Origin of the sequence: Paenibacillus sp. G2S3 (assembly GCF_030123105.1) — a bacterium.
In the GTDB taxonomy this organism is placed as follows: domain Bacteria; phylum Bacillota; class Bacilli; order Paenibacillales; family Paenibacillaceae; genus Paenibacillus_AQ.
Window position 1 is genome coordinate 5,232,127 of sequence record NZ_CP126095.1, and the last position, 25,144, is coordinate 5,257,270.

The 25,144-nt window shown below is 44.0% G+C and carries 23 protein-coding genes; 7 read left to right on the plus strand and 16 right to left on the minus strand.

Translation table 11 applies throughout. From position 1 onward, the window contains the following. Positions 1-43 precede the first annotated feature (43 nt). The 6 genes from leuS to QNH28_RS23050 all read right to left on the minus strand — a co-directional run bounded on the left by leuS (position 44) and on the right by QNH28_RS23050 (position 6,983). A complete protein-coding gene (gene leuS / locus QNH28_RS23025) occupies positions 44-2,494 on the minus strand; it encodes a leucine--tRNA ligase (protein ID WP_283908704.1) in 2,451 nt (816 codons plus the stop codon). A 517-nt stretch (positions 2,495-3,011) separates the two neighbouring features. Beyond that, positions 3,012-4,079 (minus strand): AI-2E family transporter, encoded by a 1,068-nt coding sequence (locus QNH28_RS23030; RefSeq protein WP_283908705.1) that lies wholly within the window; start codon positions 4,077-4,079, stop codon positions 3,012-3,014. A 233-nt stretch (positions 4,080-4,312) separates the two neighbouring features. Then, complete coding sequence (locus QNH28_RS23035; protein WP_036677557.1) at positions 4,313-4,522, minus strand: hypothetical protein; 210 nt, start codon at positions 4,520-4,522, stop codon at positions 4,313-4,315. A gap of 14 nt (positions 4,523-4,536) precedes the next feature. Next, the gene (locus QNH28_RS23040; RefSeq protein ID WP_042191050.1) at positions 4,537-5,058 is read right to left on the minus strand and encodes a PRC-barrel domain-containing protein; all 522 of its coding nucleotides are present in this window, start codon (positions 5,056-5,058) and stop codon (positions 4,537-4,539) included. A gap of 99 nt (positions 5,059-5,157) precedes the next feature. Then, positions 5,158-6,303: a cysteine desulfurase family protein gene (locus QNH28_RS23045; RefSeq protein ID WP_283908706.1), complete on the minus strand. Its 1,146-nt coding sequence runs from the start codon at positions 6,301-6,303 to the stop codon at positions 5,158-5,160. A gap of 230 nt (positions 6,304-6,533) precedes the next feature. Further along, the gene (locus QNH28_RS23050; RefSeq protein ID WP_283908707.1) at positions 6,534-6,983 is read right to left on the minus strand and encodes a 2-thiouracil desulfurase family protein; all 450 of its coding nucleotides are present in this window, start codon (positions 6,981-6,983) and stop codon (positions 6,534-6,536) included. Positions 6,984-7,108: 125 nt separating this feature from the next. On the opposite strand from QNH28_RS23050, the gene QNH28_RS23055 reads away from it, so the two are divergent. Continuing rightward, a complete protein-coding gene (locus tag QNH28_RS23055) occupies positions 7,109-7,777 on the plus strand; it encodes an SOS response-associated peptidase (RefSeq protein WP_283908708.1) in 669 nt (222 codons plus the stop codon). 101 nt (positions 7,778-7,878) lie between these two features. On the opposite strand, the gene QNH28_RS23060 is transcribed toward QNH28_RS23055, so the two are convergent. Beyond that, positions 7,879-8,976 (minus strand): glycosyltransferase family 4 protein, encoded by a 1,098-nt coding sequence (locus QNH28_RS23060; protein WP_283908709.1) that lies wholly within the window; start codon positions 8,974-8,976, stop codon positions 7,879-7,881. A gap of 25 nt (positions 8,977-9,001) precedes the next feature. Continuing rightward, positions 9,002-10,210 (minus strand): glycosyltransferase family 2 protein, encoded by a 1,209-nt coding sequence (locus tag QNH28_RS23065; protein ID WP_283908710.1) that lies wholly within the window; start codon positions 10,208-10,210, stop codon positions 9,002-9,004. 257 nt (positions 10,211-10,467) lie between these two features. Here QNH28_RS23065 and QNH28_RS23070 point away from each other — a divergent pair, with 257 nt between their 5' ends. The 5 genes from QNH28_RS23070 (at position 10,468) to QNH28_RS23090 (ending at position 14,200) form a co-directional block, all read left to right on the plus strand. Further along, the gene (locus QNH28_RS23070) at positions 10,468-10,833 is read left to right on the plus strand and encodes a hypothetical protein (RefSeq protein WP_283908711.1); all 366 of its coding nucleotides are present in this window, start codon (positions 10,468-10,470) and stop codon (positions 10,831-10,833) included. 33 nt (positions 10,834-10,866) lie between these two features. Next, on the plus strand, positions 10,867-12,084 hold the full coding sequence (locus tag QNH28_RS23075; protein WP_283908712.1) for a sialidase family protein: 1,218 nt from the start codon (positions 10,867-10,869) through the stop codon (positions 12,082-12,084). Positions 12,085-12,517: 433 nt separating this feature from the next. Further along, positions 12,518-12,724 carry a hypothetical protein gene (locus tag QNH28_RS23080; RefSeq protein WP_283908713.1) on the plus strand — a complete coding sequence of 69 codons (207 nt, stop codon included), beginning with the start codon at positions 12,518-12,520 and terminating at the stop codon, positions 12,722-12,724. Between the two features lie 121 nt (positions 12,725-12,845). After that, positions 12,846-12,971 carry a hypothetical protein gene (locus QNH28_RS23085; RefSeq protein ID WP_283908714.1) on the plus strand — a complete coding sequence of 42 codons (126 nt, stop codon included), beginning with the start codon at positions 12,846-12,848 and terminating at the stop codon, positions 12,969-12,971. 233 nt (positions 12,972-13,204) lie between these two features. Further along, positions 13,205-14,200: a hypothetical protein gene (locus QNH28_RS23090; RefSeq protein WP_283908715.1), complete on the plus strand. Its 996-nt coding sequence runs from the start codon at positions 13,205-13,207 to the stop codon at positions 14,198-14,200. A 577-nt stretch (positions 14,201-14,777) separates the two neighbouring features. Here the strand turns inward: QNH28_RS23090 and cymR are convergent. Further along, on the minus strand, positions 14,778-15,197 hold the full coding sequence (cymR, locus tag QNH28_RS23095) for a cysteine metabolism transcriptional regulator CymR (protein WP_042191066.1): 420 nt from the start codon (positions 15,195-15,197) through the stop codon (positions 14,778-14,780). 292 nt (positions 15,198-15,489) lie between these two features. Between cymR and mnmA the strand changes: the two genes are divergently transcribed. Next, the gene (mnmA, locus tag QNH28_RS23100) at positions 15,490-16,611 is read left to right on the plus strand and encodes a tRNA 2-thiouridine(34) synthase MnmA (RefSeq protein WP_283912243.1); all 1,122 of its coding nucleotides are present in this window, start codon (positions 15,490-15,492) and stop codon (positions 16,609-16,611) included. Positions 16,612-17,036: 425 nt separating this feature from the next. On the opposite strand, the gene QNH28_RS23105 is transcribed toward mnmA, so the two are convergent. The 7 genes from QNH28_RS23105 to QNH28_RS23135 all read right to left on the minus strand — a co-directional run bounded on the left by QNH28_RS23105 (position 17,037) and on the right by QNH28_RS23135 (position 24,947). Continuing rightward, positions 17,037-18,884 (minus strand): oligopeptide ABC transporter substrate-binding protein, encoded by a 1,848-nt coding sequence (locus QNH28_RS23105; protein WP_283908716.1) that lies wholly within the window; start codon positions 18,882-18,884, stop codon positions 17,037-17,039. A gap of 19 nt (positions 18,885-18,903) precedes the next feature. After that, positions 18,904-19,809, minus strand: a complete 906-nt coding sequence (locus tag QNH28_RS23110; RefSeq protein WP_283908717.1) for an ABC transporter permease — start codon at positions 19,807-19,809, stop codon at positions 18,904-18,906. A gap of 27 nt (positions 19,810-19,836) precedes the next feature. Next, entirely contained in the window at positions 19,837-20,799 is a 963-nt protein-coding gene (opp4B, locus tag QNH28_RS23115; RefSeq protein ID WP_283908718.1) for an oligopeptide ABC transporter permease, read from the minus strand. A 4-nt stretch (positions 20,800-20,803) separates the two neighbouring features. Continuing rightward, complete coding sequence (locus tag QNH28_RS23120) at positions 20,804-21,739, minus strand: ABC transporter ATP-binding protein (protein ID WP_283908719.1); 936 nt, start codon at positions 21,737-21,739, stop codon at positions 20,804-20,806. Further along, positions 21,726-22,742, minus strand: a complete 1,017-nt coding sequence (locus QNH28_RS23125; protein ID WP_283908720.1) for an ABC transporter ATP-binding protein — start codon at positions 22,740-22,742, stop codon at positions 21,726-21,728. The genes QNH28_RS23120 and QNH28_RS23125 overlap by 14 nt, the downstream gene beginning before the upstream one ends. 376 nt (positions 22,743-23,118) lie before the next feature. Continuing rightward, complete coding sequence (locus QNH28_RS23130; protein ID WP_283908721.1) at positions 23,119-24,423, minus strand: replication-associated recombination protein A; 1,305 nt, start codon at positions 24,421-24,423, stop codon at positions 23,119-23,121. 242 nt (positions 24,424-24,665) lie between these two features. Further along, on the minus strand, positions 24,666-24,947 hold the full coding sequence (locus QNH28_RS23135; RefSeq protein WP_042191081.1) for a CD3324 family protein: 282 nt from the start codon (positions 24,945-24,947) through the stop codon (positions 24,666-24,668). Positions 24,948-25,144: the final 197 nt, after the last annotated feature.

The following is a 25,144-nucleotide window of genomic DNA, read 5'->3' on the forward strand; positions in this document are numbered from 1 at the left end:
GCACGGATTTCTCCGATGCTGCGGGCAGAATTGCGTTCTTCGCTTAACCCACTACAATATTTACAAGCTTGCCAGAAACCGCAATAATCTTGCGTACGGTTTTACCTTCTACAGCTGCACTCACATTAGGGAGTGACAGCGCGTGAGCTTGCATTTCTTCCTGACCCATATCCAGCGGAATCAATGCGCGTTGTACGATTTTACCATTCACCTGAATAACGATTTCAACCTCAGCATCAACTGTCCATGCTTCATCATAAGTTGGCCAAGCCACGTAGCTGATGCTTCCTTCATGACCGAGCAGTTGCCACAGCTCTTCAGCAATATGCGGCGCCAGTGGCGACAACATTTGTACAAAGTGTTCCGCAGCTTCCTGGGACAACGTTTCTTGCTTGTAGGCATCGTTAATGAAAATCATCAACTGGCTAATCGCCGTATTGAAACGCAGATGCTCGAAATCCTCAGTGACTTTCTTAATCGTTTTGTGCCAAGTACGTTTGAACTCATCCGTGCCGCCATCTGCTGTGATTTTGGAATTGAGCTTACCTTCCTCATTCACGAACAGGCGCCATACGCGGGACAAGAACCGATGAACCCCTTCAACACCTTTTTCATTCCAAGGCTTGGTTGCTTCCAGAGGACCCATAAACATTTCATAGACACGCAGTGTATCCGCACCGAAAGCTTCAACAATCTCATCAGGGTTGATAACATTTCCGCGTGATTTACTCATTTTTTCATTGTTATTTCCAAGAATCATACCTTGGTTAACCAGCTTATGGAAAGGCTCTTTCGTTTCCACTACGCCGATATCATAAAGCACTTTGTGCCAGAAACGAGCATAGAGCAAGTGAAGTACGGCATGCTCGGCTCCGCCAATGTACAGATCCACTGGAAGCCATGCTTTTTGCTTCTCAGGGGAGCATAGCTCTTGATCATTTTTCGGATCAATATAACGCAGGTAATACCAGCAGCTACCCGCCCATTGCGGCATGGTGTTCGTCTCACGACGAGCCTTCATACCAGTTTCAGGATCGATCGTTTCTACCCACTCTGTTACATTCGCAAGTGGAGACTCCCCAGTACCTGAAGGTTTAATCGCATCCACATCAGGCAGCACCAATGGCAGCTGATCAACCGGAACGGTCTTCATTGTACCGTCTTCCAAATGCAGAATTGGAATCGGCTCTCCCCAGTAGCGTTGACGGCTGAACAGCCAATCACGCAGACGATAGGTTACTTTACCTTTACCTACGCCCTTCTCTTCCAGCCAAGCAATCATCTTCGCAATCGCTTCTTCATTCTTAAGTCCATTCAAGAAATCAGAATTGACATGCGGTCCGTCTCCGGAATACGCCTCTTCTTCAACGTTGCCACCTTGCACGACTTCCACGATATTCAGGCCGAATTGTTTAGCAAATTCCCAGTCGCGTGTATCGTGACCTGGAACCGCCATGATCGCACCCGTTCCATATCCAGCAAGTACATAATCTGCAATCCAGATCGGTGCCTTAGCGCCATTCACAGGATTGATTGCATATGCACCCGTGAATACACCACTCTTCTCTTTAGCCAAATCTGTACGTTCAAGATCGCTCTTATGGGAAGCTTTCACACGATATTCTGAAATCGCTGTACGTTGTGCTTCTGTTGTAATGGCATCAACCAGTTCATGCTCTGGTGCCAATACGCAGTAGCTTGCTCCGAACAATGTATCTGGACGTGTTGTAAACACGGTCAGGCTAGCGTCGTGACCTTCAATTTCAAAGTTCACTTCTGCACCTGTGGATTTGCCGATCCAGTTACGCTGCATATCCTTGATGCTCTCAGACCAATCCAGCTCTTCCAGATCTTCAAGCAGACGCTCAGCGTATTCCGTAATTCTCAGAATCCACTGACGCATCGGTTTGCGGACAACCGGATGTCCTCCACGCTCACTTTTACCATCAATAACTTCTTCGTTGGCAAGTACTGTCCCCAGTGCCTCACACCAGTTAACAGGTACTTCTGCTACATAAGCCAAGCCTTTGTTGTACAACTGGATGAAAATCCACTGCGTCCATTTGTAATAATCCGGATCTGTAGTGCTGATCTCACGATCCCAGTCGTAGGAGAAACCCAGCGATTTGATCTGACGACGGAAGTTATCGATGTTCTTATCTGTAAAATCACGTGGATGCTGACCCGTATCCATCGCATATTGCTCTGCAGGAAGTCCAAAAGCATCCCAGCCCATTGGGTGCAGCACGTTAAAACCACGCATCCGTTTGTAGCGGGATACGATATCCGTTGCTGTGTAGCCTTCTGGATGACCTACGTGCAGTCCTGCACCTGAAGGGTACGGGAACATATCGAGTGCATAGAAATTTGGTTTGGTTGGATCTTCACCTGTCTTGAAACTTTTGTTCTCATCCCAGAACTTTTGCCACTTGGGCTCAATAGCCTGCGCCCGGTAACCGCCGGCAGGTATACTGTTTGTTTGATTGTCGCTCATTGTCTGCTCCTCCTTGGAGTATTACTACTTAGATTTCTTAACCAAGCATAAACGCCATCGGCATCCTTATAAGGACGGTAAGCGTTTATGCGAGAAATATAAGACATGAAGTATTTCGGGAAACCTATACCCTCTTATATTTACAAAAAAACCTCCCATCCCTAGCGTATTATCGCTAGGGACGAGAGGTTATAATTCCCGTGGTACCACCCTAGTTAGCGGCTGAATATACTTTATTCTGCCACTCACTTTGCACCCTTTAGCGGGGGTGAGGCGACGGCGGTTCACCTAGGACATCCATTATATCTAGTGGACTATCCTGAAACTTGCGCCGTTACTCCGAGGTGAGTTCACTCCGTTCCGTTAACCGGCTCGCACCTTAGTGCCGGCTCTCTGCAATAACGGTATAGAATTAATACTCCTCATCATCGATCAACTATATATACTGATTGTTCATCAGTAATATTCCCCAACATTATATACAAAACTGCTGACTATAGTCAATGTTTTACCCTATTTATACGGGCTTTCGTTTGATTAAATACGTCATAAAGTGTTGAATAACGACTTTTGCAGCCGCAAAGAACGGTACAGCAAGAATAAGTCCGATCATTCCCGCCAATTCGCCGCCAACCAGAAGCGCAAAAATAATGAGCAACGGATGCAAATGCAGCTTCTTTCCCACCACCTGAGGTGAAATAATGTTACTTTCCACGATTTGGCACACTGTGTTAACCACTGCAACCAGCAGCACTAAACGAAAAGAAACGGTCGAAGCCATCACAATGGCTGGTGCAGCCCCCAAAAAGGGACCCATATACGGAACAATATTGAACACTGCCACCACACTGGCAAACAGTAAAGCATACGGCATTCCGATGATGGCATAACCGATATAAGCAAGCACACCTATAATAATGCAGACGAGAAACTGTCCACGAATGTAGTTGCCGAGTGCATCATCGATATCTTTTAACAAAGTCACAATAGACTTACGCCGTGCGCGGGGCAGACAAGAGACCACCGTCCGTTCAAACACGTCAAAATCCTTCAGAATATAGAACACTAGAAACGGCACGATAAAAGCATTGAACAGCACGTTAATCGTTGTCCCTATATTATCGAGAAAGTTAGAAATCCCTTCTGCGAGGCGACTTTCCAATTGAAAAAACCAATTGTTCATCCCCATCTCGACCCCTGGCGGTATCAGTCTAGAATTCATATGTCGCATCAGCCCTTGGGCTTGCAGCGTCATCTCTGGCAAATGTTCATTCAGCTCTTCAAGCTGCTCGATAAACATCGGGATAAGGTTAATTGCGATCACTGCAATGGCCGTTAAAAACACTGCATATATAAGTAGAACAGCTACACTACGCGGCATCTTCCGCCCGGCCAGCATACTAACGACGGGATTCAGCACGTAGGAAATAATCATAGCTGCCAGAAATGGAGCGAGGATTGCCTTCAAAAATACAAATATCCCCTGCAGCATCGGACGAAGCAACCAAACAAAATATAAAATGATCAGAGAGAGCAGCACTCCGATCATCCAGCGGAACCACTTTCTTTGGGACCATTGCTCCATGAGTGTACCCTCCTGCGACTGTAGCCTGGACTAGCTTCGTAAATAAGTATATGTATGGCCGCAGCAAAATAACCATCAAGCACACAAAATAACCCCACAAAGTGAAGCCTTTGCTTCGATGCTTTGCGGGGAACCCAAAAAAAGCGTCAATAACCCTGCAGCTGATTTCAGCTGAAAGGAGATTGACGCTTTAAGTGCATAGATCATTCTTGCTTACAAAGCAAGATTCATAGTTAAGACGACGCATGAATTTGCGGGAAATCCTGAGTCATATCATCACCGGAGAACAGATCGTCCAGCGAGCTGAGTGTACCGTCTTCTTCAACCTGATACACCGACATTTTCTCGCCGTTTACCGTCAATTCAATGAAACAGCCCCAGCAATAGAACTGGTGGGAACCAATCTTTCCGATATCTTTAGAGTTACAATTTGGACACTTCATATAATACATTCCACCTATCCGTTAACAATATTAATGGCTTTTTGTAGCCGTTCTTCGCTCATCGCAGGAACCATTAAAGCATTCTCACCAATGGACATCTCATCAGAACAAGGCAGCCATTTTCGGCCTTCGATCAAATCAGTCACAAGCCCGTCACTGATTTCCAGCGCTCCTATTGTGTTTCCCAACTTTTGGTCAAAATAAACATCCGATATTCGTCCAAGTATAGTTCCCGTTGTAGTTAGTACTTTCAAATCCTTAAGTTTGTTCTTTCCTAATAGAAAAGTACAAGGTATATGATCGGCATCTGTCTTATCAATCGACTCTTTACTACGAATCATGACAGCATCCTCGCCGTAGGCCACAATATCTTTCCATGCCACAAATTTCACATGGCCACCAAAAAAAGATTTGCTTTCCAGTTCAATACCCGTAATATTCCAGTTTGAATCGAGTAGGATATCGACAATCTTGCCGATTTCATTCCCCTCTTCAACTTCAAATACAGCCAAGCCGATCAGATCTTGTAGTCTCATGGCTGCCTCGGTCCCCTCACTTTGAGTGTACTTACGAGTTCTCAGAAAGCCAAAAGCCCGAATCGCCTCGATACAGATCGAAACCTAGAGTAACTAGTCTCATTTACGTAGGCGATTCAAAATGGTTTCAACTTTTCGAGCAACGTACTCGATTTCTTCAGTAGTATTACCCAAACCGATACTAAATCGAATCGCGGACTCTAAAATATTTTGGGGAAGTCCCATTGCTTTCAGAACATGAGATATTTCCAGTGATCCTGACGTGCAAGCCGAACCACTCGCTGCCGCAATCCCCTCCATATCCAGGTTCATCAGCATAACATCTGTCCCAGCCCCTGGGAAGCTCAAATTCAGAATACTAGATAAAAAATGCTCGGGATTACCGTTAAGCGAATAACTCTCTCGTCCAATCAGAGTATCCAGCTCCTCGAGTAGTCTATTGCGCAGGAGCTTCATATTCTGTTGACGTTCTAAAAGACCCTTAACGGCTATCTCAACGGCTTTGGCAAATCCAGCAGCTCCGGCCAGATTCTCTGTTCCGGCACGTCTGCCACGCTCCTGAAGGCCGCCATGAAGTCTTGGATGCAGCGGCGCTCCGCTTCGGACGTATAGCCCCCCGATCCCTTGAGGCCCATTGATTTTATGAGCGGTAAAGCTCATGTAATCTACTGGAAGCTCCCGTAATGTAATTGGAAGGGCACCAAGAGCTTGTACAGCATCTACATGGAACAGAATTCCCCGTTCTCTTGCGAGCTGACCAATCTCCTGAATGGGCTGAACAGTGCCTACCTCATTGTTGGCATACATTACGCTGATAAGCACCGTGTCTTCCTGCAACGCAGCCTCTACGTCTGTGACGGATACCCTGCCCTTCGAATCCACAGGAAGATAGGTTACTTTGAAACCTTCCTTCTCTAGCTCTTCGCAGGTATGTAACACTGCATGATGCTCGATCTGGGTGGTAATAATATGTTTTCCTTTATGGGAAACTGCAGCTGCTGCTCCATAGAGCGCTAAATTGTCACTTTCTGTGCCGCCTCCAGTGAACACCCACTCTTCAGATGAACAGCCCAAAAAGGCGGCGATGGAATCGCGCGCCCCATTCAATATTCTTTTAGCTGAACGCCCGAACTGATGTACACTCGATGCATTTCCGTATTGTTCTGTCATTATATTCAGCATGACCTTAGCCACCTCGGGATGAACCGGGGTTGATGCGGCGTGGTCCAAATAGATGGATTTCATATTTATTTCTCCGCTTCTACAGTATAGGAAACTAGTTCTTCTAAAAATATAAGAAGGTATAAGTTTCATGTTATACATTATTCTTATATTTCTCGCTTAAACGCTAACCGTCCTTATAAGGACGCCGAAGACGTTTATACTTGCAACTATTAAATTATACCGCGCGAGAAGTGAGTTTTCCACAAGTGAAAGAACACAATATTGTAATCATTTCCCTATGAATGCTAGGATTATAATAGCCAGTTCTCTTCAGAGGTTACCTCAATGCCATTTTTTCTAAGTAAAGCTGTAGTAACGCCATTTCCCGCTATTTTCTTTCCTTTAAATTCCCCATTATAAATCATGCCGCTGCCGCAAGAAGGACTGTTTTCTTTAAGCACTACCATCGTAGCTGAGACCTCTTGAGCTTTTGCAAGCGTGATATAAGCACCCTTTAAATACATATCTGTAACATCTGTACCTGAACGATCCACCACTTTAGCCGTCCCTGCCAGCACATCCTCGCCATTCCCACCAATGATTTCGGCTGGCTCTCTAGGCGTAGAAAATCCTCCCAGTAATTCTGGACACACAGCAATCGCTTGATTCTCATTCAAAAGCTTCTGAATTTTCTCATCCAAACAATCCGTACCATTATATCTCACTTTCATGCCAGCTAGACAAGAGCTTACCAGAATCACCAATGCGCACCTCTTTCTTCATTCATTCCGCTTCGTTTATAATAAGAAATATTTCGAGCATAACATGACTAATTTAAGCTGTAAACTGAGCGAACTACTAATCTACTGACTGGGGAGTGTAAATAATGTGCGGACGTTATACAATAACCGTCACCATGGAAGAGCTGATGGTCAGATATTTTGCGAATGATTCAACCATTGTCCACTATGCCCCAAAATATAACGCTGCGCCCATGCAGCAAATTCCGGCAGTCATTAATACAGGCTCCAGCAATAAGCTTGGTGAACTGCGTTGGGGTCTGGTCCCATCATGGGCCAAGGATGACAAAATCGGCAGTAAAATGATCAATGCCCGGGCAGAATCGCTGCTGGAGAAGCCTTCGTTCAAACGATTAGTAAGCTCACGCCGATGCATTATCCCTTCCGATGGATTCTATGAATGGAAGATGCAAGGCAGCAGCAAACAACCCATGCGGATCGTGATGCGCGATGGGGGGATTTTCTCCATGGCCGGATTATATGATATTTGGATGGACCCTGAGGGGAATAAATTAAGTACCTGCACGATTATAACGACTACTCCGAACGAGCTTATGGCTGAAATCCATAATCGCATGCCGGTTATTTTGAAGCCTGAGGATGAGGCAGAGTGGCTGAGCCGCGGCAATCAGGACACTACCTCTCTAATAAAGCTCCTGAAGCCGTATGATCAACAACAAATGAGAGCTTATCCAGTTTCCACGGCTGTGGGAAATGTTCGGAATGATACGAAGGAATTAATTAAAGAGATATAGATCAGATGATAGGTATAAATCTAATCTTTTTATTGACGCTAATTCTGACCTCGTTGTTAATCCATGAAAAAAATCCTTAACCCTGCGGGTTAGCCGCAGAGTTAAGACCATCGACGCTCAATCTTAGACCGACGTCTCAGCAATTGCTGAGACATCTGTAGAAATCTGTCCGCATACAGCCCGGAGGAAAGATTGTTTCGGATATGCCATTCGCCATTCATCCTAATTCTGTCCCGCAGTGCTGGATCATGCATTAATGATAAAGCAGCATTCACAGCTTCATCCAGCTGCCCTCTCGTGTATATTTTTCCAGTATGATTATTAATGACTAATCTCCGAATGCCATCTGAATCCGTAGTAAGTACAGGACAACGACACAACATCGCCTCAGCTACCGCGTACCCAAATCCTTCAAGAATAGAGGTGGAGCAGAGCAGACCTCCCGAATCACCAATAATGCTCATATAATCTGCCATCTGCTCATGAGGAACATTAGAATGCGAAATCAAACGTGAAGCAATCCCAGTCTCGGCTACAAATTGTTCGAAGCTCTTTTTTTGCTCCGGCTCAAATAACGTATCATCCTGAAAAATCCATAAATAAAGCTCGGGATGGATCGCCAGCAGCCTTTGTCCGATTTGTAGAAATTCTCTCCAGTTCTTATTTGTTTGAATTCGTCCTACCCAGCCTAGGATGGGAAAGCTTTTTGCGGGATAATTGGTATAGCCAAACTGATCGCAATCGATCGGATTGTCAAAGCAATATTGAGGAATGGAGGGGAATCCACCTTTAAAAAGGGTCTGCAAATGGGTGGTTTCTGGATAGAGCAGTGCATCGGTTAGCTTGTGAATCCGCTCATTAAAATTATTAACGACTTGCTCCGCTTCATCTAATGTCCCTAATCCCTGCACCTCAAAAACAAGCGGCCCCTTGTAACCAAACCCTCTGAACCTCTCTGCTAAATAAATATCAGTACACACTACAATCAAATCAAAGGCTTCCCGACTGAGCAATTCCCTGATCTCGTCATCATTATTTGTAATATACGTTTGGATGTTACGGATATTTTGCTGCCCTTTTCCAGGGTGCGTGTACAACAAGTGGCACTCAACACCGCGATCATGTAGCGCTTGGCAGCGCACTCGGTTCAGGGTTTGCATGCCTCCGCTCGGGTTGTAAAAGGTGAACAAAATCTTCATTACGATCACTCATTCGCATATTATTTTAGGAAAAATAGATCTTCAACAAATCATACAAATCTGCGCTTCGAAACAGCTCATTATAGTAGTGAGTTTTGGTCGATGGGACATGTCTGTGCCGAAATCCAATCAAGCTATGATCATCCGTATAATAATTGGAGATCGTGTCCCCACCGGTAGTAATCAAAGCCTCCAGCATGTATTCAATATCGAGTGCTCCTATGAAGATCTTGGGACCTAAAACTATCGTGTAAGGAGTGGACAAGTGCTCTAGCGCTCCACAAATCGCGTGCGACTCCACAACTCCTGGCATCCTAACGAACTCCGTTGCTGGATGAGGGATTGAACCCAGTAGAGCAGAGGGGTGACCCGTTAGTGATAAATCCAGCACCCGACACTCATAATTACTATACGTTTGTTCATACAGATTCTCTATCCTCGCAATTTCATCCGCACAAGCATTCACTACTGGAAATAAAACGGTAATCATAGGACGAATCCCTCTACGGAATCGCGCCTGATGGCGGGTCAAATGATACGTATATCTCCATCTACGATGATTTTCAGTGGAATGTAGCTGTGCAGATACACTAAAAGTAGAATCCACACGATATTTAACCAGCTCCACGGGGATAAAGCGAATATCACAATGTTCAGCCATTCTAAGCCAGTAATCATAATCCTCCACCGGTTCCATTCCATACGCTCCAACAAGCTTCGCAACCTGCGATTTGTACATGAAAGAAACGCCAATAAGCGAGTAATCCAGCAAGCTCTCTTTGGGCTGTGACTGATAATTTCGCTGAGTAGCTAGTTGATGTTCGTTATGAAGTAGGGTTCCCTCGTTATCTATACTTTGAAAAGAACTGTACACGATCCCTAGCTCCTGCGGCCCCTTCACTAGAGCACCTCGAAGAATTTCGAGAAAACGGGGTTCATAAACATTATCGCTGGAGACCCAACTCAAATACTGAATACTGGGATCGCTAAACAAAAGATCAAAGCCCGTATTCAGCGCATGTGCGATACCCCTGTTCTGTACATAAGAGATAATTGTAACCCTCGGATCCTCGGCAATGATAGATCTCACAAGCGGTTCCATTTCTGGCGCACCATCAATCACAATGACCAGTCGAAATTCGGTGAAGGTTTGGCGCAGCACAGACTCCAGAGCTTGCCGGAGAAATTCCGGCTTTTGGGTATACAAAGGCATAACTACCCCTACATCCGCCATGATTTTTACCTCTCTCTACATTGGAGTATACGATTAGTATATTTAAATTCCACCTTTGTGCCTGTGTGAATGCCTCTTAGAGGATTTATTGCGCCTAAAAAAGAAGCAACCACCCTGTTTTTATCGGTGATTGCTTCTTGATTTTCTGATACCCATTGTTAGATCGCAATATTTCCGCAATATATCTGATTCCCTTGTCCAAACACAATGAACCTCAATTCATAATATATAGCAAACTAATAGAAGAGGTGAAGCTCATGGCAAGTACAACAGGTATCATTACGAACACAGGAACTACTCCAGCATCCAACGTGGTCATTAACATCGACAATGACAACCTTAGTTTTTCATCTAACGTAGTCTATCACGTTTACGTATGGAATACCTTTGTTAGTAAGGCTTTAGTCTACTCCAGCTCATTGAATATTAATGCTAACACCAGCCAGATTCTCAGTTTTACTATCGCAGGCAATTCAGCATATGAAGTCCAATTTCTCGTAACTGGAAATGCACCCGCAGACACGATTATTACGGTATTCGGAACGGATTCGTCAGGCAACGTCATCCCTCATCAAAGAGTGCTGCAATCCGAACTTACTTTCATAGCCCAGCTGAATCCGTAAGTACCAAAAACTCTATTGCGAAAGGAGTTTTGCATGGTTAATATTCAAATTTCGCCGAGCACAAGCGCTCAATTCGAGCCAACGATCGCGGTAAATTGGCTTAATCCTTCGGTGATGGTTGCCGTTGCTGTAGACCTTCGGTCAGGCCCTCCCAATATAGGTTTATACAAATCTATTGACGCAGGTGCCACTTGGACAACAACATTATTACCGCTACCTACAGGATTTGCAGGCATCGAAGCACCACATATTGATTATATTTTTCCAACCACGTTCGTAGTATTGGCTCATGCCTTCGATTCAGATGGTCTCAGCGGGTCGATTGTTTCCTATACCTCTGTCGACAACGCCTCTTCATTCGGACCGCCAGTCATCGTGAATCAAGGGTTTGGACAGTTTGTGAATGATGACCAGGTGGTCGTTGTCACCGACAAGGCTGGATCAAGTCCCTATTTTGGAAATGTATATACTGGTTATACGCATGATTACAACACCCAATTCATACCAGGAAATACGATATTCTTCAATCGTTCCCTAGATAGCGGTGATACCTATTTCAGTCCCGCCCTGCTGTCTTCGGTCGAAGAATTTGAAGAATTCCCCGGTATAGCAATCACATTAAATGGGATTGTTGTCGTGGGATGGATCAATCAGCCTCCCGGTAATACTGATCTTAAAATTCGCACATCCCCAGACGGTGGAGTCACTTTTACGCCTGAAACCATGGTCGACACCGTTGTAGTCCCACCAGATCCATTGCCGGGATATTCATTTAGATGTCTGACATATCCTTCACTCGCAGCGGATATTTCTAATGCACCGACAACGCAAGGTAATGTCTATGCTGTATGGCAAGATTTCCGAGAAGGTTATGCCGATATTTTTCTTGCTACTTCCACTGATTTCGGTGTGGATTGGGGCACACCAATATCCATTACGGGTAGTCCAGCGGGCTCCCAAAACTTTTTCCCAGCCATCACCGTGTCCCCTGCGGATGGCGCAATATTCGTTACCTATTACACTAATCGAGTCAATCCCCTCAACCTTGATGTTTATCTAGCTACATCTAGAGATGGCGGTATGACGTTTACAAACACCCGTATAACGACAACTTCCTTTGACGTCACCGGCATTACCCTTATTGGGGACTACATTGGCAATGCCATCGTCCCCCAAACAGGCCGTCTAGTGAGCGTATGGACGGACACGCGGACCGGTACAGAGAACATTTGGTTTGGTGATAATCAATAAGCTATTAATAAACTTCTGATGATTCATAAAAAGGATGCCGAGCGAATATGCGGCATCCTTTTTTTTGCGTAGCGAGACTAACCTGACCATTCTCTCGGTAATCGAGAAGCCAACCTTCATGGATTACTCTGATGTTCTTAAACTAAGTGTTTTGCAGGAAATGTAATTTTTCATGATTTCAATTTCATAAAAAAAAGCTCCCAATAGGGAGCCTAAACGTTAAAACAACAAATTTTGGGGATTTATTCCACGTACAATAACTATATGTAAAACATCTATCTAACTACATCTACAAGGATGTATCAGAAGTTAGTTAAAGCCGCATAGGGATTAGGAATATCACTTTTTATACCGAGTTGTATCTACACTAAAAAACACTCATCTACAAGGCGATCTGTGGGCAAAGTGTGGGTACTTAAAAAGGAGAATCCCTATGAATTTTAGTGAAATTACTATTGGCATACGCGTTCGTATCATAACCGGTTTCCACACCGGCAGGATTGGCATTGTACTAGCGAAAAGAACACAAACTGTCTTACTCGATATTGGAGAACCTTTACTTATCAGTGAACCACCTGAACATCTAGAGCCTGCACCTGAAGATCCACTACCACCAGGCTGGGAAGAAGTCGAGATATAAAAGCAAAAAAAGCCCTGCTACCGTAATGGCAAGCAGGGCTTTTTTTGTGTTAATAAAACTTTAACCATACTACTAAGCATGCTATAGTGTTGACCATATACTCCCAATGAGGTGAAATGTTATGACTAATCACATCGATGTAAATACGACACTAAGTCAATACTTCCCGCTTCCGGCACATCTTTATTGTAAAGACACTTCTTGCATTGTAGCTATGGCTCTTGAAGAAGAACGTGGACAAAATTGAGATTAACTCCTAACTGTCCTTGGTGAAGGGAAAGTATCCGATCTTTTTACAACTCCATAACAACTATCCTCCTATTCTATAATAACTTGGTGTTAAGGTGTATAAAGATTCATCATCTTAGATCCCAATGGAGGTAAATCTGATTGAACAAGAAAAAGCGGTCCGCTACATTAGTTGTTATCCTGTTTTCAGCTGGTGTGCTTGCAGCCAGTGCGCTGCTCGTCCCCAGCCTGATGAATTCCGTAGTTTTCGCCAAGAACAGTTCGTCAATTCAGGGCAGTAATCGGCTGGCTTTGAGTGAAAGCACGATACCCGTGCTGAAGGTGGAGGCGCCGGCGCCGGTATCCACCATACAACAAGACCTGTATCAACAGATGACAGCGGCGCAAATCCAGCAAATCTATGACTTTATAGACAAGGCAGAAGATCCCCATATTTCAGGTCGGGAACAAACCGAATCCGAAATCAACCGCAGACAAGTATTGGAGGATCAGTATGCGTATGACGGCCTCCGCCCCAAGCAGCAGCTGCCGTTAAAGGCCGGACAAGCAGATTTGTATCTAGATTTAGAAACCAATACATACACCTACCCGGAGAGGAGTATGACTGATGAGGAACTGTTACAGCTGATTGACTGGTACTACCGGCTGAATTACTTCGTGTCCAAACGAAATCCGACTGTGCCTCAGCTTCAGCCTCAGAAAATCAGCCAGGCTGAAGCTGAGGCACTGGCCTCTGACAGTGTGCGCAAGCTGTTCGCTGCCGATGTGTCCAAGCTAAAAACATCGAGAATGCTGATTGAGCTGGGACTAAACAAACGTCCAACCTGGACAGTTCATTTTGCTCCTTACAAGAAGCTTACCCTGCTTGGATCAGGCGAGGTATTCTGGGAATATGATGTGTTGATTAATGCAACAACCGGTGCCGTAGAGGATACGACAGCCATTAATTGGGCACTGAAGAGAACTCCCATCGACGACGACGCAGCCGGCACCATCCAGAAGGATGCCAGTTGGATTCATAAAGCCGTGCAGGTCATCACGGACAAGCAGGGAGAAACAAGAACCATTGTCAAAGCTTATCTAACCGATACCGAGTTTAACAACAAACGCGGGATGGTGGATGTTAAACTGTTGCTGGAAGATGGAAGTAGCTATACCGCGGAGTTCCGCTATCCCGATCAGACCCTTCGCTGCCTAATCTATGAAGCTTCTGACAAAGCCAATTAAGCGGAAACGTTACAGAAATAAAGCAGGTCGGGGCACCGCCGCCGTCCACCCGGCCTCACCGTCATGCAGGTTATTCACCATTAGAAATAAAAAAACTACGCCAGCCCAATTAACGAATAAATATGTTTTTCAAACCGGCTTAAATATGGGACAAATACACCAACTGTTGCAAAATTCACATCTGAGATGCCAATGGTTTATGCAAGAATGATTCAAAAAAAGTATAAGTTAAAAACTATGGGTTGGTCTCGTGAAGATCAACTTTTTTTATTATCCTTAAAGGGAATGGTTACAAGTTCCTGTCCTCTGACAAGGATTAACCTTGTCACATTGTACGAAGACACAAGTTACATAAACGACGCTCCGTTGCCTCTATATTACTCAAGGCTGAGGTAATCCGTAAACCACAAAAGCCCTACCGACCATATAGGTTAGTAGGGCTTTTTCATAATCTCAAACGTTTGGGAATTTACTTTGTGATATTAACTGTCTTACTTGCCGCGGTGGGTAAACTGTGGACATCTAGTCCCAAAGAACCTTCCTAATCCCTTTGAAATCACGGAATTTCTGATTCCTGTTAGATATAGAACATATAGTTGTCTGCCAAGCTCTCTTCTTTATAATTAATCAAGTCATGAAGCGTTGTGGAATCCAGTACGTCGGCAATGCTATCGCGAATACGCAGCCATAAATCGCGTTTTGCCGCGTCATCCTCTTCAGTGAAATCCACAGGAGAAATGGGTCCCTCTAGCACACGAATGATGTCACCCGCTGTAATAGCGCTGGCCTCACGTGATAAAATATATCCACCGTATGCACCACGAATACTTTTTACAAGTCCTGCGTTACGCAGAGGAGCGATTAGCTGCTCCAGATAGTGTTCAGAAAGTCCATTTTTCTCAGCGATACTCTTAAGTGAGGTCGGTCCTTCACCAAATTTCAGTGCAAGCTCCATCATAATTGTTAGTCCGTAACGTCCTTTGGTTGATATTTTCAAAGGGGCACCTCTTTCAGTTTAGTTTCTAGTTATTGTATACTATTGATTTGGTAAGTCATGCGTTTGTCATATCAAGGTATTCCGATGATTACTCTTAGTTTATGTTATCATATTCGAAGTCACAAATGAAATGGAAAACGAAACATTTTGCAAGAATGTTCACCCCTGGTGGACATTTTTCTATTCTCAGCCTCTTATTTTAGGGTTTACAGTAGACAGGTATGTTATAATACATTTTGAGCCGGGTGTTCCATGAATGACCGGTATTTTTGGTACAGAAATGGTGATTACGATGACAAAAGCAAAACAAGACACCCGTGTCGTCGTCGGCATGTCCGGAGGGGTCGATTCCTCCGTCACGGCGCTTCTGCTCAAGCAGCAGGGCTATGACGTCATCGGCATCTTCATGAAAAACTGGGACGATACCGACGAGTTCGGAGTATGTACGGCCGAAAGCGATGCAGAGGATGTTCGCCGCGTATGCGAGCAGATTGATATTCCTTACTATACCGTTAATTTCGAGAAGGAATACTTTGATAAAGTATTTTCTTATTTCCTCGATGAATATAAGGCCGGCCGGACGCCAAATCCTGACGTCATGTGCAACCGCGAGATTAAGTTTGGAGAATTTTTGAACAAAGCCCTTCAGCTTGGTGCCGATTATGTTGCTACTGGACATTACGCACGTGTTATAGAAGAAGATGGTGTGTACAAGCTGCTACGCGGTGTAGACAACAACAAAGACCAAACCTATTTCTTGAACGCGCTGGGACAGTATCAACTCTCTAAAGCAATGTTCCCGATTGGTCATCTTCCGAAGCCGGAAGTACGGAGAATTGCCGAGGAAGCTGGTCTCTATACTGCCAAGAAAAAAGACAGCACAGGCGTCTGCTTCATCGGCGAGCGTAACTTCCGTGAATTCCTCAGCCAATATCTCCCTGCACAATCGGGTGATATGGTAGATATAGCAACTGGGGAAATCAAGGGCCGCCACGATGGACTTATGTACTATACATTGGGTCAACGCCAAGGCCTTGGTATCGGTGGGTCCGGTAACGGCGAACCTTGGTTTGTGGCTGAGAAAGACCTTAGCCGTAACATTCTTTATGTTGTACAAGGAGACAAGCACCACAGCCTGTACTCCACTAGTCTGATTGCCTCCGGCGTGAACTGGATTAACGGACAAGAGCTAGGCTCTGAGCCGCTAAAATGCACCGCCAAATTCCGCTATCGCCAGCCAGATCAAGGCGTGACTCTTACTGCGCGGGAAGATGGAACAATAAATGTAGCCTTTGATGTTCCACAAAAAGCAATCACTCCTGGTCAAGCCGTTGTCTTCTATCTCGGCGAGCAATGTCTCGGTGGCGGCACGATCGAATATGCCGAGAAGGTTGTTCCTTCAGCGCAAGTTTAAGTGTATTCTATACATCCGCATCAGCCCTAACATACGAAGTCCTAAGAAATAGCTGTATTTGATACAGCTATTTCTTGTTTTCAAATCCCCTTTTCGATTTAGTTGTATTATGTACAATTAAAAACATCCAATATCCCTTTTTAGCCTATATAACTGGAAAATAGATGTATGAAATGCAGTTATATTACCTTTGCAGCTCTAAAATGAGGTTTTAGTTGTACAAAGTACAATTAGCCGGCTTCAAAGCGGAGAAATAGCCAAGAGAGCTACTCAAAAGGAAAGATAAAAAATGAAAGATAAAAAATGAAACAAGAAACGAAACACCAAACACAATACACACAAAAAAACAGCAGCTCAGGAATCTCTCCCTAAACTGCTGTTCTGTATCCTACCATTTGCTTTAAACTAACTCCCGCTATTCCTACTTACTGAGCTACTGCAGCTTTATCCGCAGATACTGCGATGTCGTTATAGTAGAGACCAGTGCCATCACCAATCGCATAATTCAGGACACGGTTGTTAACCGGAACTACTACTGCACGATAAAGTGTTGGGAATACTGGAATTTCGTTTACCATGAGCTGTTGCCACTCTTTATAGATCTCTTTACGTTTTTCTACATCAAATGCAGCCTCGGAAACACCTTCGGCGAGCAAGCGATCATTCTCTGCACTTGCATAACGAGGGAAGTTATAGATTGCATCTTTACCGTATAGACCTGTTGGGTCGACGTCAATCCCTACACCCCAAGCACCTTGATACACATCAACGGTAGGATCATCCTCACCATTTTGACCAATGCGATCATAGAAGGTATTAAACTCTACCATTTCCAAAGTTACATTCAGACCAATGGCTTTCCATGATTGTACATAATATTGAGCCAGCGGCTCAGCAATGTCTCCACCAGTCATCGAAATGAAATTAATCTTCAGCTCGCTGCCATCTGGATTCGTTCTAAATTCACCATTAAGCTTATAACCTGCATCATCCAAAATTTTCTTGGCTGCTTCTTGATCGTAAGCTACGCCCGGATTAGTAGCATCATGGAATTCCGGATGGGACGGTGGAATTAAAGTTGTTGCATTCCAGCGAAGACCATTATAGAATTTCTTACCCACTGTATCGTTGTCTACAGCAGCCCACATAGCTTTACGCAGGTTTACATCCGCCATTTTAGCTTTAGGATCGGTGGCAACAACTTTTTTCTCTGCATCCCATTTCCCCAGCTTAAATCCAATATACGTATAAGCACGGTCAATCGCACCCAGGAATTCAACGTTTGACATCTTTGCATTATCCGGGAATTGATCAACAGGGAAGGAATCCACTAAGTCAACTCCACCAGATTTCAATTCTTGCACAATCGTTGTAGGGTTGATAACCTTCAGAATTACCTTATCCAGTTTAGGAGCTCCACGCCAGTAATCGTCATTTTTAACGAATACTACAGATTCACCAGGAACGATGCTTTCCACTTTGAAAGCTCCAAAGCCAATCGGCTTTTGACGTAATTCAGGAGAAGAGGAAATTTTAGCAACATCCATACCACCAAAGATATGTTTGGCTAACGGATAAATCCATACCCCACCTGTTAACAGAGAAGGTGTAGATTTCAGGTAAGTAATTTGCAGTTTCTTATCACCCAGTACTTTAATTCCAGAAATGGTCTTGGCCTTACCAGAGTGGTACTCATCCATACCTTCAATATTAGTAAAGTCAGAACCGTAACGCGGTCCATCGTATTTCGGATTACCAATAACCTCATGCGCGAACAGCCAATCTTCTGCTGTCACTGGCTTTCCATCCTGCCAGTTCACATTGTCGCGTATTGTAAAGGTAAAGGTACGTCCATCCTCCGAGACTTCATACGTTGCTGCACCATCATTTGTATATACATAGTCTTTATCCCATGTTAACAAGCCTTCATCAAACCAATTCAACACTTGTGCATCCGGATCTCCAGAATAGAAGTTCCAGTTCAAAGTACCTTCAAATGGACTGTCAGAAACGAGTCCAAAAGTAATCGAGCCTCCATCAATAGCTTCACCTTGATTGGTCTTAATGTTACTGAAATCTTTAATGTTATAAAGTCCGTCTTCTGCTTCAGGCGCTGCCGTCGCTTCTGCGGTTTCCGCAGGGGCACTGGCACTTGGTGCAGCTGTTGACTCAGCCGCTCCGTTGTTGTTCTTGGAGCCGCAGGCTGCAAGGACAAACAACATTACAAACATTAATGAAACTAGTAGTGCCTTAGAACGGATGGGTTTTCTCATTTAATCATTTCCTCCCTTATTATCCTTTTCTTTGTCTTGCGTCGGTCGCACGCTTGAGCGCTTGACCCACATTATTTATACTCAACATCAATACCAGGATCAGCAGTGATGCGGGTAACCAGATCCACCATCTGAACTCAAGCGTTTGCGGATTTCTCGCATAGCTTACTAGAGTACCTAGACTGGGTGTACTTTCTGGAAAACCAAAACCTAGAAAGGATAGGCCTGATTCCAATCCAATATTAGCTGCCAAATTCAAGGTCATCGTTACGATAATGATTGAGCTTAGGTTCGGCAGCACTTGCGAGAACATAATTTTAAGATTGGAGGAGCCTAGGGTCTTAGATGCCTGAACGTAATCCAGTTCCTTCTCTTGCAACGTCTTGGAACGAATTAACCTGGCAATCCCCATCCAAAGAAATGCAGTCATGATAAAGGAGAAGGTCAACGTATTGTATTTAGGCACTGCGCTTACGAATGCTATAACAATCATTAGAAAGGGTAGGATCATGAAAAAATCTACAACACGCATCGAAATATTATCTACCGTTCCCCCAAAGTATCCAGAGAACAAACCTACTAGAATACCGATGATTCCCGTAAAAAAAGTAACCATAATGGCAATAGACATGGAATTTCGTGTGCCTATAATTAATTGACCGAATACATCCCGCCCTCCATAATCGGTCCCCAGCCAGTGTAGAGCCGAAGGCTTCTCATACAGTGCGAACAAATCAACCGTAACAATTTCTTTTTGATCTAAAAATAAGGAAATCCCATAAACGGCGGCAATAATCGTAAATAGGAAAATCAGTGAGACCAAAGCCAGTTTATCCCGCACGATCTCACGCCACACAATTCTGAAGCCTGATGGACTTTTATCTGTTTCCTGCAGCAGAGCTAGCTCTGCGCTTGTCTTTGCCATTTTATTCACCCCAAAGTGTTCATCTTCTTATTTAATCCGGATACGCGGATCTACGATACTTAAGATAATGTCTGATAACAACGCACCGACGATGGCAGCAATCCCATATAGAAGAACGAGCGCCGTTACTACGCTGAAATCCCGAATTGTTATCGAACTGAGGAACAACATCCCCATACCCGGATAGCTAAAGATACTTTCAACGAACACCGTTCCGCCGATCAGTCCAGTAATCTCATACCCGAAAAATGCAGCAATTGGCAGTAAGGAATTTCTCAATATATGTCGATTATAGACGCGCGACTCTGAAGCGCCTTTGGCTCTTGCCGTGAGGATAAAGTCCTTTTGTTTCGTATCAATAATCTCATTACGCAGGTATTGTACTGTCCCCACCGTTGCAATCAGCGCCATAGATAACGCGGGCAGAAGCAGATGGTAGAATTTACTCCAGAAGTGGCTTAGCGTACCCGGAACTTCTCCAGGACTGACACTACCGCTAGTAGGAAACCAATGAAGATGAAACCCGAAGACCCATACCATTAAGAGGGCGAAAATAAACAATGGTGCGGCAAAACCAATATACGTATACCCAGTAATGAGGCGATCCAGCCATGAGTCATTATAACGACCGCTAGTAATACCTAGTGGAATCGCAATAAGGTATGTAAGAATCAGTGTGACAATCGCCAGCCATAGGGTATTCATGAGGCGTTGACCGATAAGCTCTGAAACAGGCATTTTGAAACGGAAGGATTGACCAAAATCCCCTTGTATCGCTTTAGTGATCCAATCCCAGTACTGGATGTACCATGGATCATTTAAGCCTAGCTTTTCTCTCATCGCATCGATGGCTGCAGGATCAATATTTGGATCAAGCATCCCTGATAACGCATCTCCCGGCATCGCCTTCGCCATTAGAAAAACAAGAATACTTAATAGAAATATTTGAGGAATCATAATAAGAATTCTACGAACAATAATCTTCCACATATTCTCAACCTTTCTCAGGCAAGGCTACCAGATGAGTCTCGGAAATGGATTTCAATGGATAAGGCATGCCTTGTTCATCAAAATAATTCCGGTGCGCTTGTTCATATTCCAAACTTACTGATTTTCTAAACTCCGTCTGCTTCTCCCTTTGCTTCGGATCAATATCAGGAATAGCCGCAATAAGCCTTTTAGTATAAATATGGCGAGGATTGTCAAAAATATCTTTAGCAGTTCCTTGCTCCACATGACGCCCTTTATACATAATCCCAATATGATCACACATATGTCTGATAATGCCGAGATCATGACTGATAAATAGAAACGTAAGATTCAGTTCTTTTTGAATATCCTGCATAAAATTGAGCACCTGTGCCTGTACGGAGACATCCAGCGCAGAGACAGGTTCATCCGCAATAATCAACTTCGGTTTGAGCGCAATAGCTCTTGCAATACCGATCCGCTGCCGCTGACCGCCTGAGAATTCATGCGGATATTTAAGAATATTTTCAGGGCTTAATCCAACCTGCAAAAGCAATTCTTGGACGCGACGTTTTTCTTCCCCTGGAGACATTTTTTCGAAATTACGCAAAGGTTCAGCAATAATATCTAGCACACGTTTCTTAGGATTTAAGGAAGAGTACGGATCCTGAAAGATCATCTGGATGTCTTTGCGGATATTTTTTTGCTTACGCGCACCCTTTAAAGCCAAATCCTGCCCTTCAAAAATCACGCTGCCGCTAGTAATTGAATTGAGTCCGATAATTGCACGGCCTGTAGTCGTCTTCCCTGATCCGGATTCACCTACCAGTCCGTAGGTTTGCCCTGCTTCAATAGTAAAACTAACATTATCCACAGCCTTGACCTCGCCAACTTCTTTTCGGAAGATGCCTCCATGGATCGGAAAATGAACCTTTAAATCTTTAACCTCAAGAAGTCCCATTGTGGCTTGCCTCCTCGCTAGTATCAGGGAAATGAAAGTTATTATGGCAGGTGCAGCGAACAAAATGCCCAGGGGCTACTTCATGTAGCTGCGGATTTTCTTCATGCTCCCATTCCGGAATCCAAGGTGTTCGGGCCGAGAAACGACATCCTTTGCGCGGAAGATTCTGTAGTGGTGGGACAATCCCCTGAATCACGTGAAGTCTAGACTTCTCTTCTTTAACGGTGGGTATGGAGTTCAACAAGGATCTTGTATACGGATGCTTCGGATTAGACGTTAACGTAAAAATATCTGCAATTTCTACGATTTGTCCGGCGTACATTACCGCAACCCGGTCAGCCATTTCACTCACAACCCCTAGATCATGGGTAATTAAGATAATGCCTGCTTCCATATCGTTTTTTAATCTTTTTATGAGTTCAAGAATTTGTAATTGGATGGTTACATCTAGTGCCGTAGTCGGCTCATCGGCGATCAAAAGCTTAGGGCCATTGGCAATCGCTATAGCAATCACAACCCTCTGCCTCATTCCACCAGATAATTCGTGGGGGTACTGCTGATATGTATGTTCGGGACGGGAGATTCCAACCTTGGTCAAAAGATCAATGACCTTCTCTTTTCTTTGCTTCTTCGAAAGCTTGGAATCATGTAGGATAAGTACTTCTTCAATCTGTGAACCGATAATCATGAGCGGATTTAAAGCGGATAAAGGATCTTGAAAAATCATAGACATTTCTTGACCGCGCAGCTTGTTGAGTGCAGCAGGAGACATAGTAACGATGTCTTGACCCTTATATTTGATTTGTCCGTCTATTTTGGCTCTGGTATGCAATCCCATGATCGAAAAGGCGAGCGCACTTTTTCCTGAGCCGGACTCTCCAACAATAGCAAGAATCTCATTTTTGCGAACGGATAGGGTAACATCGTCTACTGCAGCATAATAGTCATCTACGATCCTGAACGATGTCGACAAATTTTTGATTTCTAGTAATTCTTCGCTCAAATTAATCCCCCTAACAGCAATAATTTCAAAATTCGCATAATGAAATATTATGTAAATTTTGATATAAACAACATTCTTTTCATGAAACATATCAAAACATAGACTGTTATAATTATTAACACCATTAAGAATAGTACAAGTACTTCCATCGGAATTAAAACTTGTTTCTCCGTAACTTTGTAGTTCATTTTAATTAACTTATGGTAAATTATCAATCTTTTCCTATAAAAAAATTTCATTCATGTGATTAAAAGTAACGCAGACAACAAAAAAACGGCTCTAGGCCGCCTTTTTTTGAAATAAATAATTTTTCATGTTATATTAAATTTATTTGCTTATCAGCATTAAAATGGAAGGAATTACAGTCTCTGGGACCCTATTGTTCTCGTCGAAGTCGTTGGTTGTGGCGGATCTTAATTTCATTTCCTTGCTCGGTCGCTTGATAAAAGACACGCTGAGAAATCTCCTTAGGCAGATACTCCTGTTTCACATAATGCCCCGGAAAATTGTGAGGATATTGATACCCTTCATGTCCTAATGCAGTAGCCCCTTTATAATGGGTGTCTCGCAAATGCAGTGGTACCTCTGCGGATTTGATCTCATCCATACTTGCCATTGCATTCGAAATAGCTGTAACCACAGCATTAGACTTCGGACTCTCCACCGCAAAAAGAATAGCTTGTGCAATGTTTAGCTTCGCTTCTGGCCAACCATTATTTCTATAGGCTTCAAGTGCACTTACCGCTTGGACCATAGCCTGTGGATTAGCTAAGCCAATATCCTCACTGCTGGCTGCAATTAGACGACGAATAAAAGTCATCGGGTCCATCCCAAGCTTCTCTACCGCATATAGAAACCAGAACAACGCGGCGTCACTAGAACCACGAATGCTTTTGTGAAAAGCAGATAGTACATCATACTGCGTTGATTCGTCTGCTTTCACAATGGGGCGGCGTATCGACTCTTCTGCCACCTCCAGCGTGATATGCACACTCCCGTCTACCTCCGGAGCAGTGGTTAACGCAGCTAGTTCCAACGCATTTAAAGCCCTTCTGATATCTCCATTAGCCATAGTAGCGATATGCAATAAGGCCTCTTCATCAACCTGAAGCTCCATGAATCCAAGCCCTCTATCCTTGTCCGCTAAAGCCCTGCGCATCGCGATCAAACTGTGTTCACTCGTTAGCGCCTCCAGCTGAAACAAGGTAGAACGGCTCATAAGTGCTCCGTTAACGTAATGGAATGGATTCTCCGTAGTCGCGCCAATAAACGTAATGGTTCCTTTTTCTACTGCTGGCAATAGCGCGTCCTGACGTGAACTGTTAAACCGATGTACCTCATCCAGAAAAAGAATTGTCTTGGAACCGTACAGTGTTTTATTATTTTGAGCGCGTTCAATGACCTCCCGCACATCCTTCACGGAAGCCTCCACCGCATTCAGGCGTACGAATTCACCTTGCGTGTGATGGGAAATGATATGAGCCAATGTTGTTTTACCACATCCAGGAGGTCCATAGAGCAAAATTGAAGAGACCTGGTCTGCCTCAATCGCTCTCCGCAACAGCTTTCCCCGGCCTATGATATGTTCTTGACCAATATATTCATCCAGATTCTCCGGTCTCATTCGGTCCGCAAGCAGCCGTCCGCCCCCGTTGTCCTCTCCCATAGAAAATAAATCCATAACTCCACTTCCTTGCTATATTCTTATAAAAGCCAATGTATATCTCCCTTTATCATACCATAGACTTATTTTTCTCAAAAAATAAAAAGAGCATGATCTCGTCTTAGAAAGGCGGGAGCCATGCTCTTTTTTCAAAATATAAGAAAGTATAGGTTTCACGCTATACTTTATTCTTATTATTTCTCGCATAACGCTTACCGTCCTTATAGGGACGCCAAAGGCGTTTATGCTTGAATTGTACGCTAGCAATTTATTGCCAGCCGCATTTTTGATATGATTTTTCGAATGCTTTCTTCCGACAGATGATACTTCTTCTGAAGCTCTGCTACGGAATCGCCTTTTCGATGACAACTGAAAATTTCCTCATTGCGGTTTGCTATCTCTTTCCTCGAACCGCTGTTCTCGCCCCATCTAACCCGCTCTTCCGTTTTCTTCGGGATGTAGAGCAGTTCACCTTGGATGTATCCCTGAAGCTCTTTGAGCAAGCCAGGGGGGAGCACATCCTTCCCATTTACATAACTCAACTTGCATTTCCTCCTTCAACAGGTGTGTTCCTATGCGTCCGTCAACTACTGATAAAGTAATTTCCACGTCACCTGCCTCCTTTCTTCTCCTCATATTTGGAAAAATCCGTAATTTCATTATATAAAAACCTCTTGGTAGCGTCTACATTCTAATTCACATTTCGTTATTTAATGGATAATCGGTTCATGGTTTGAAA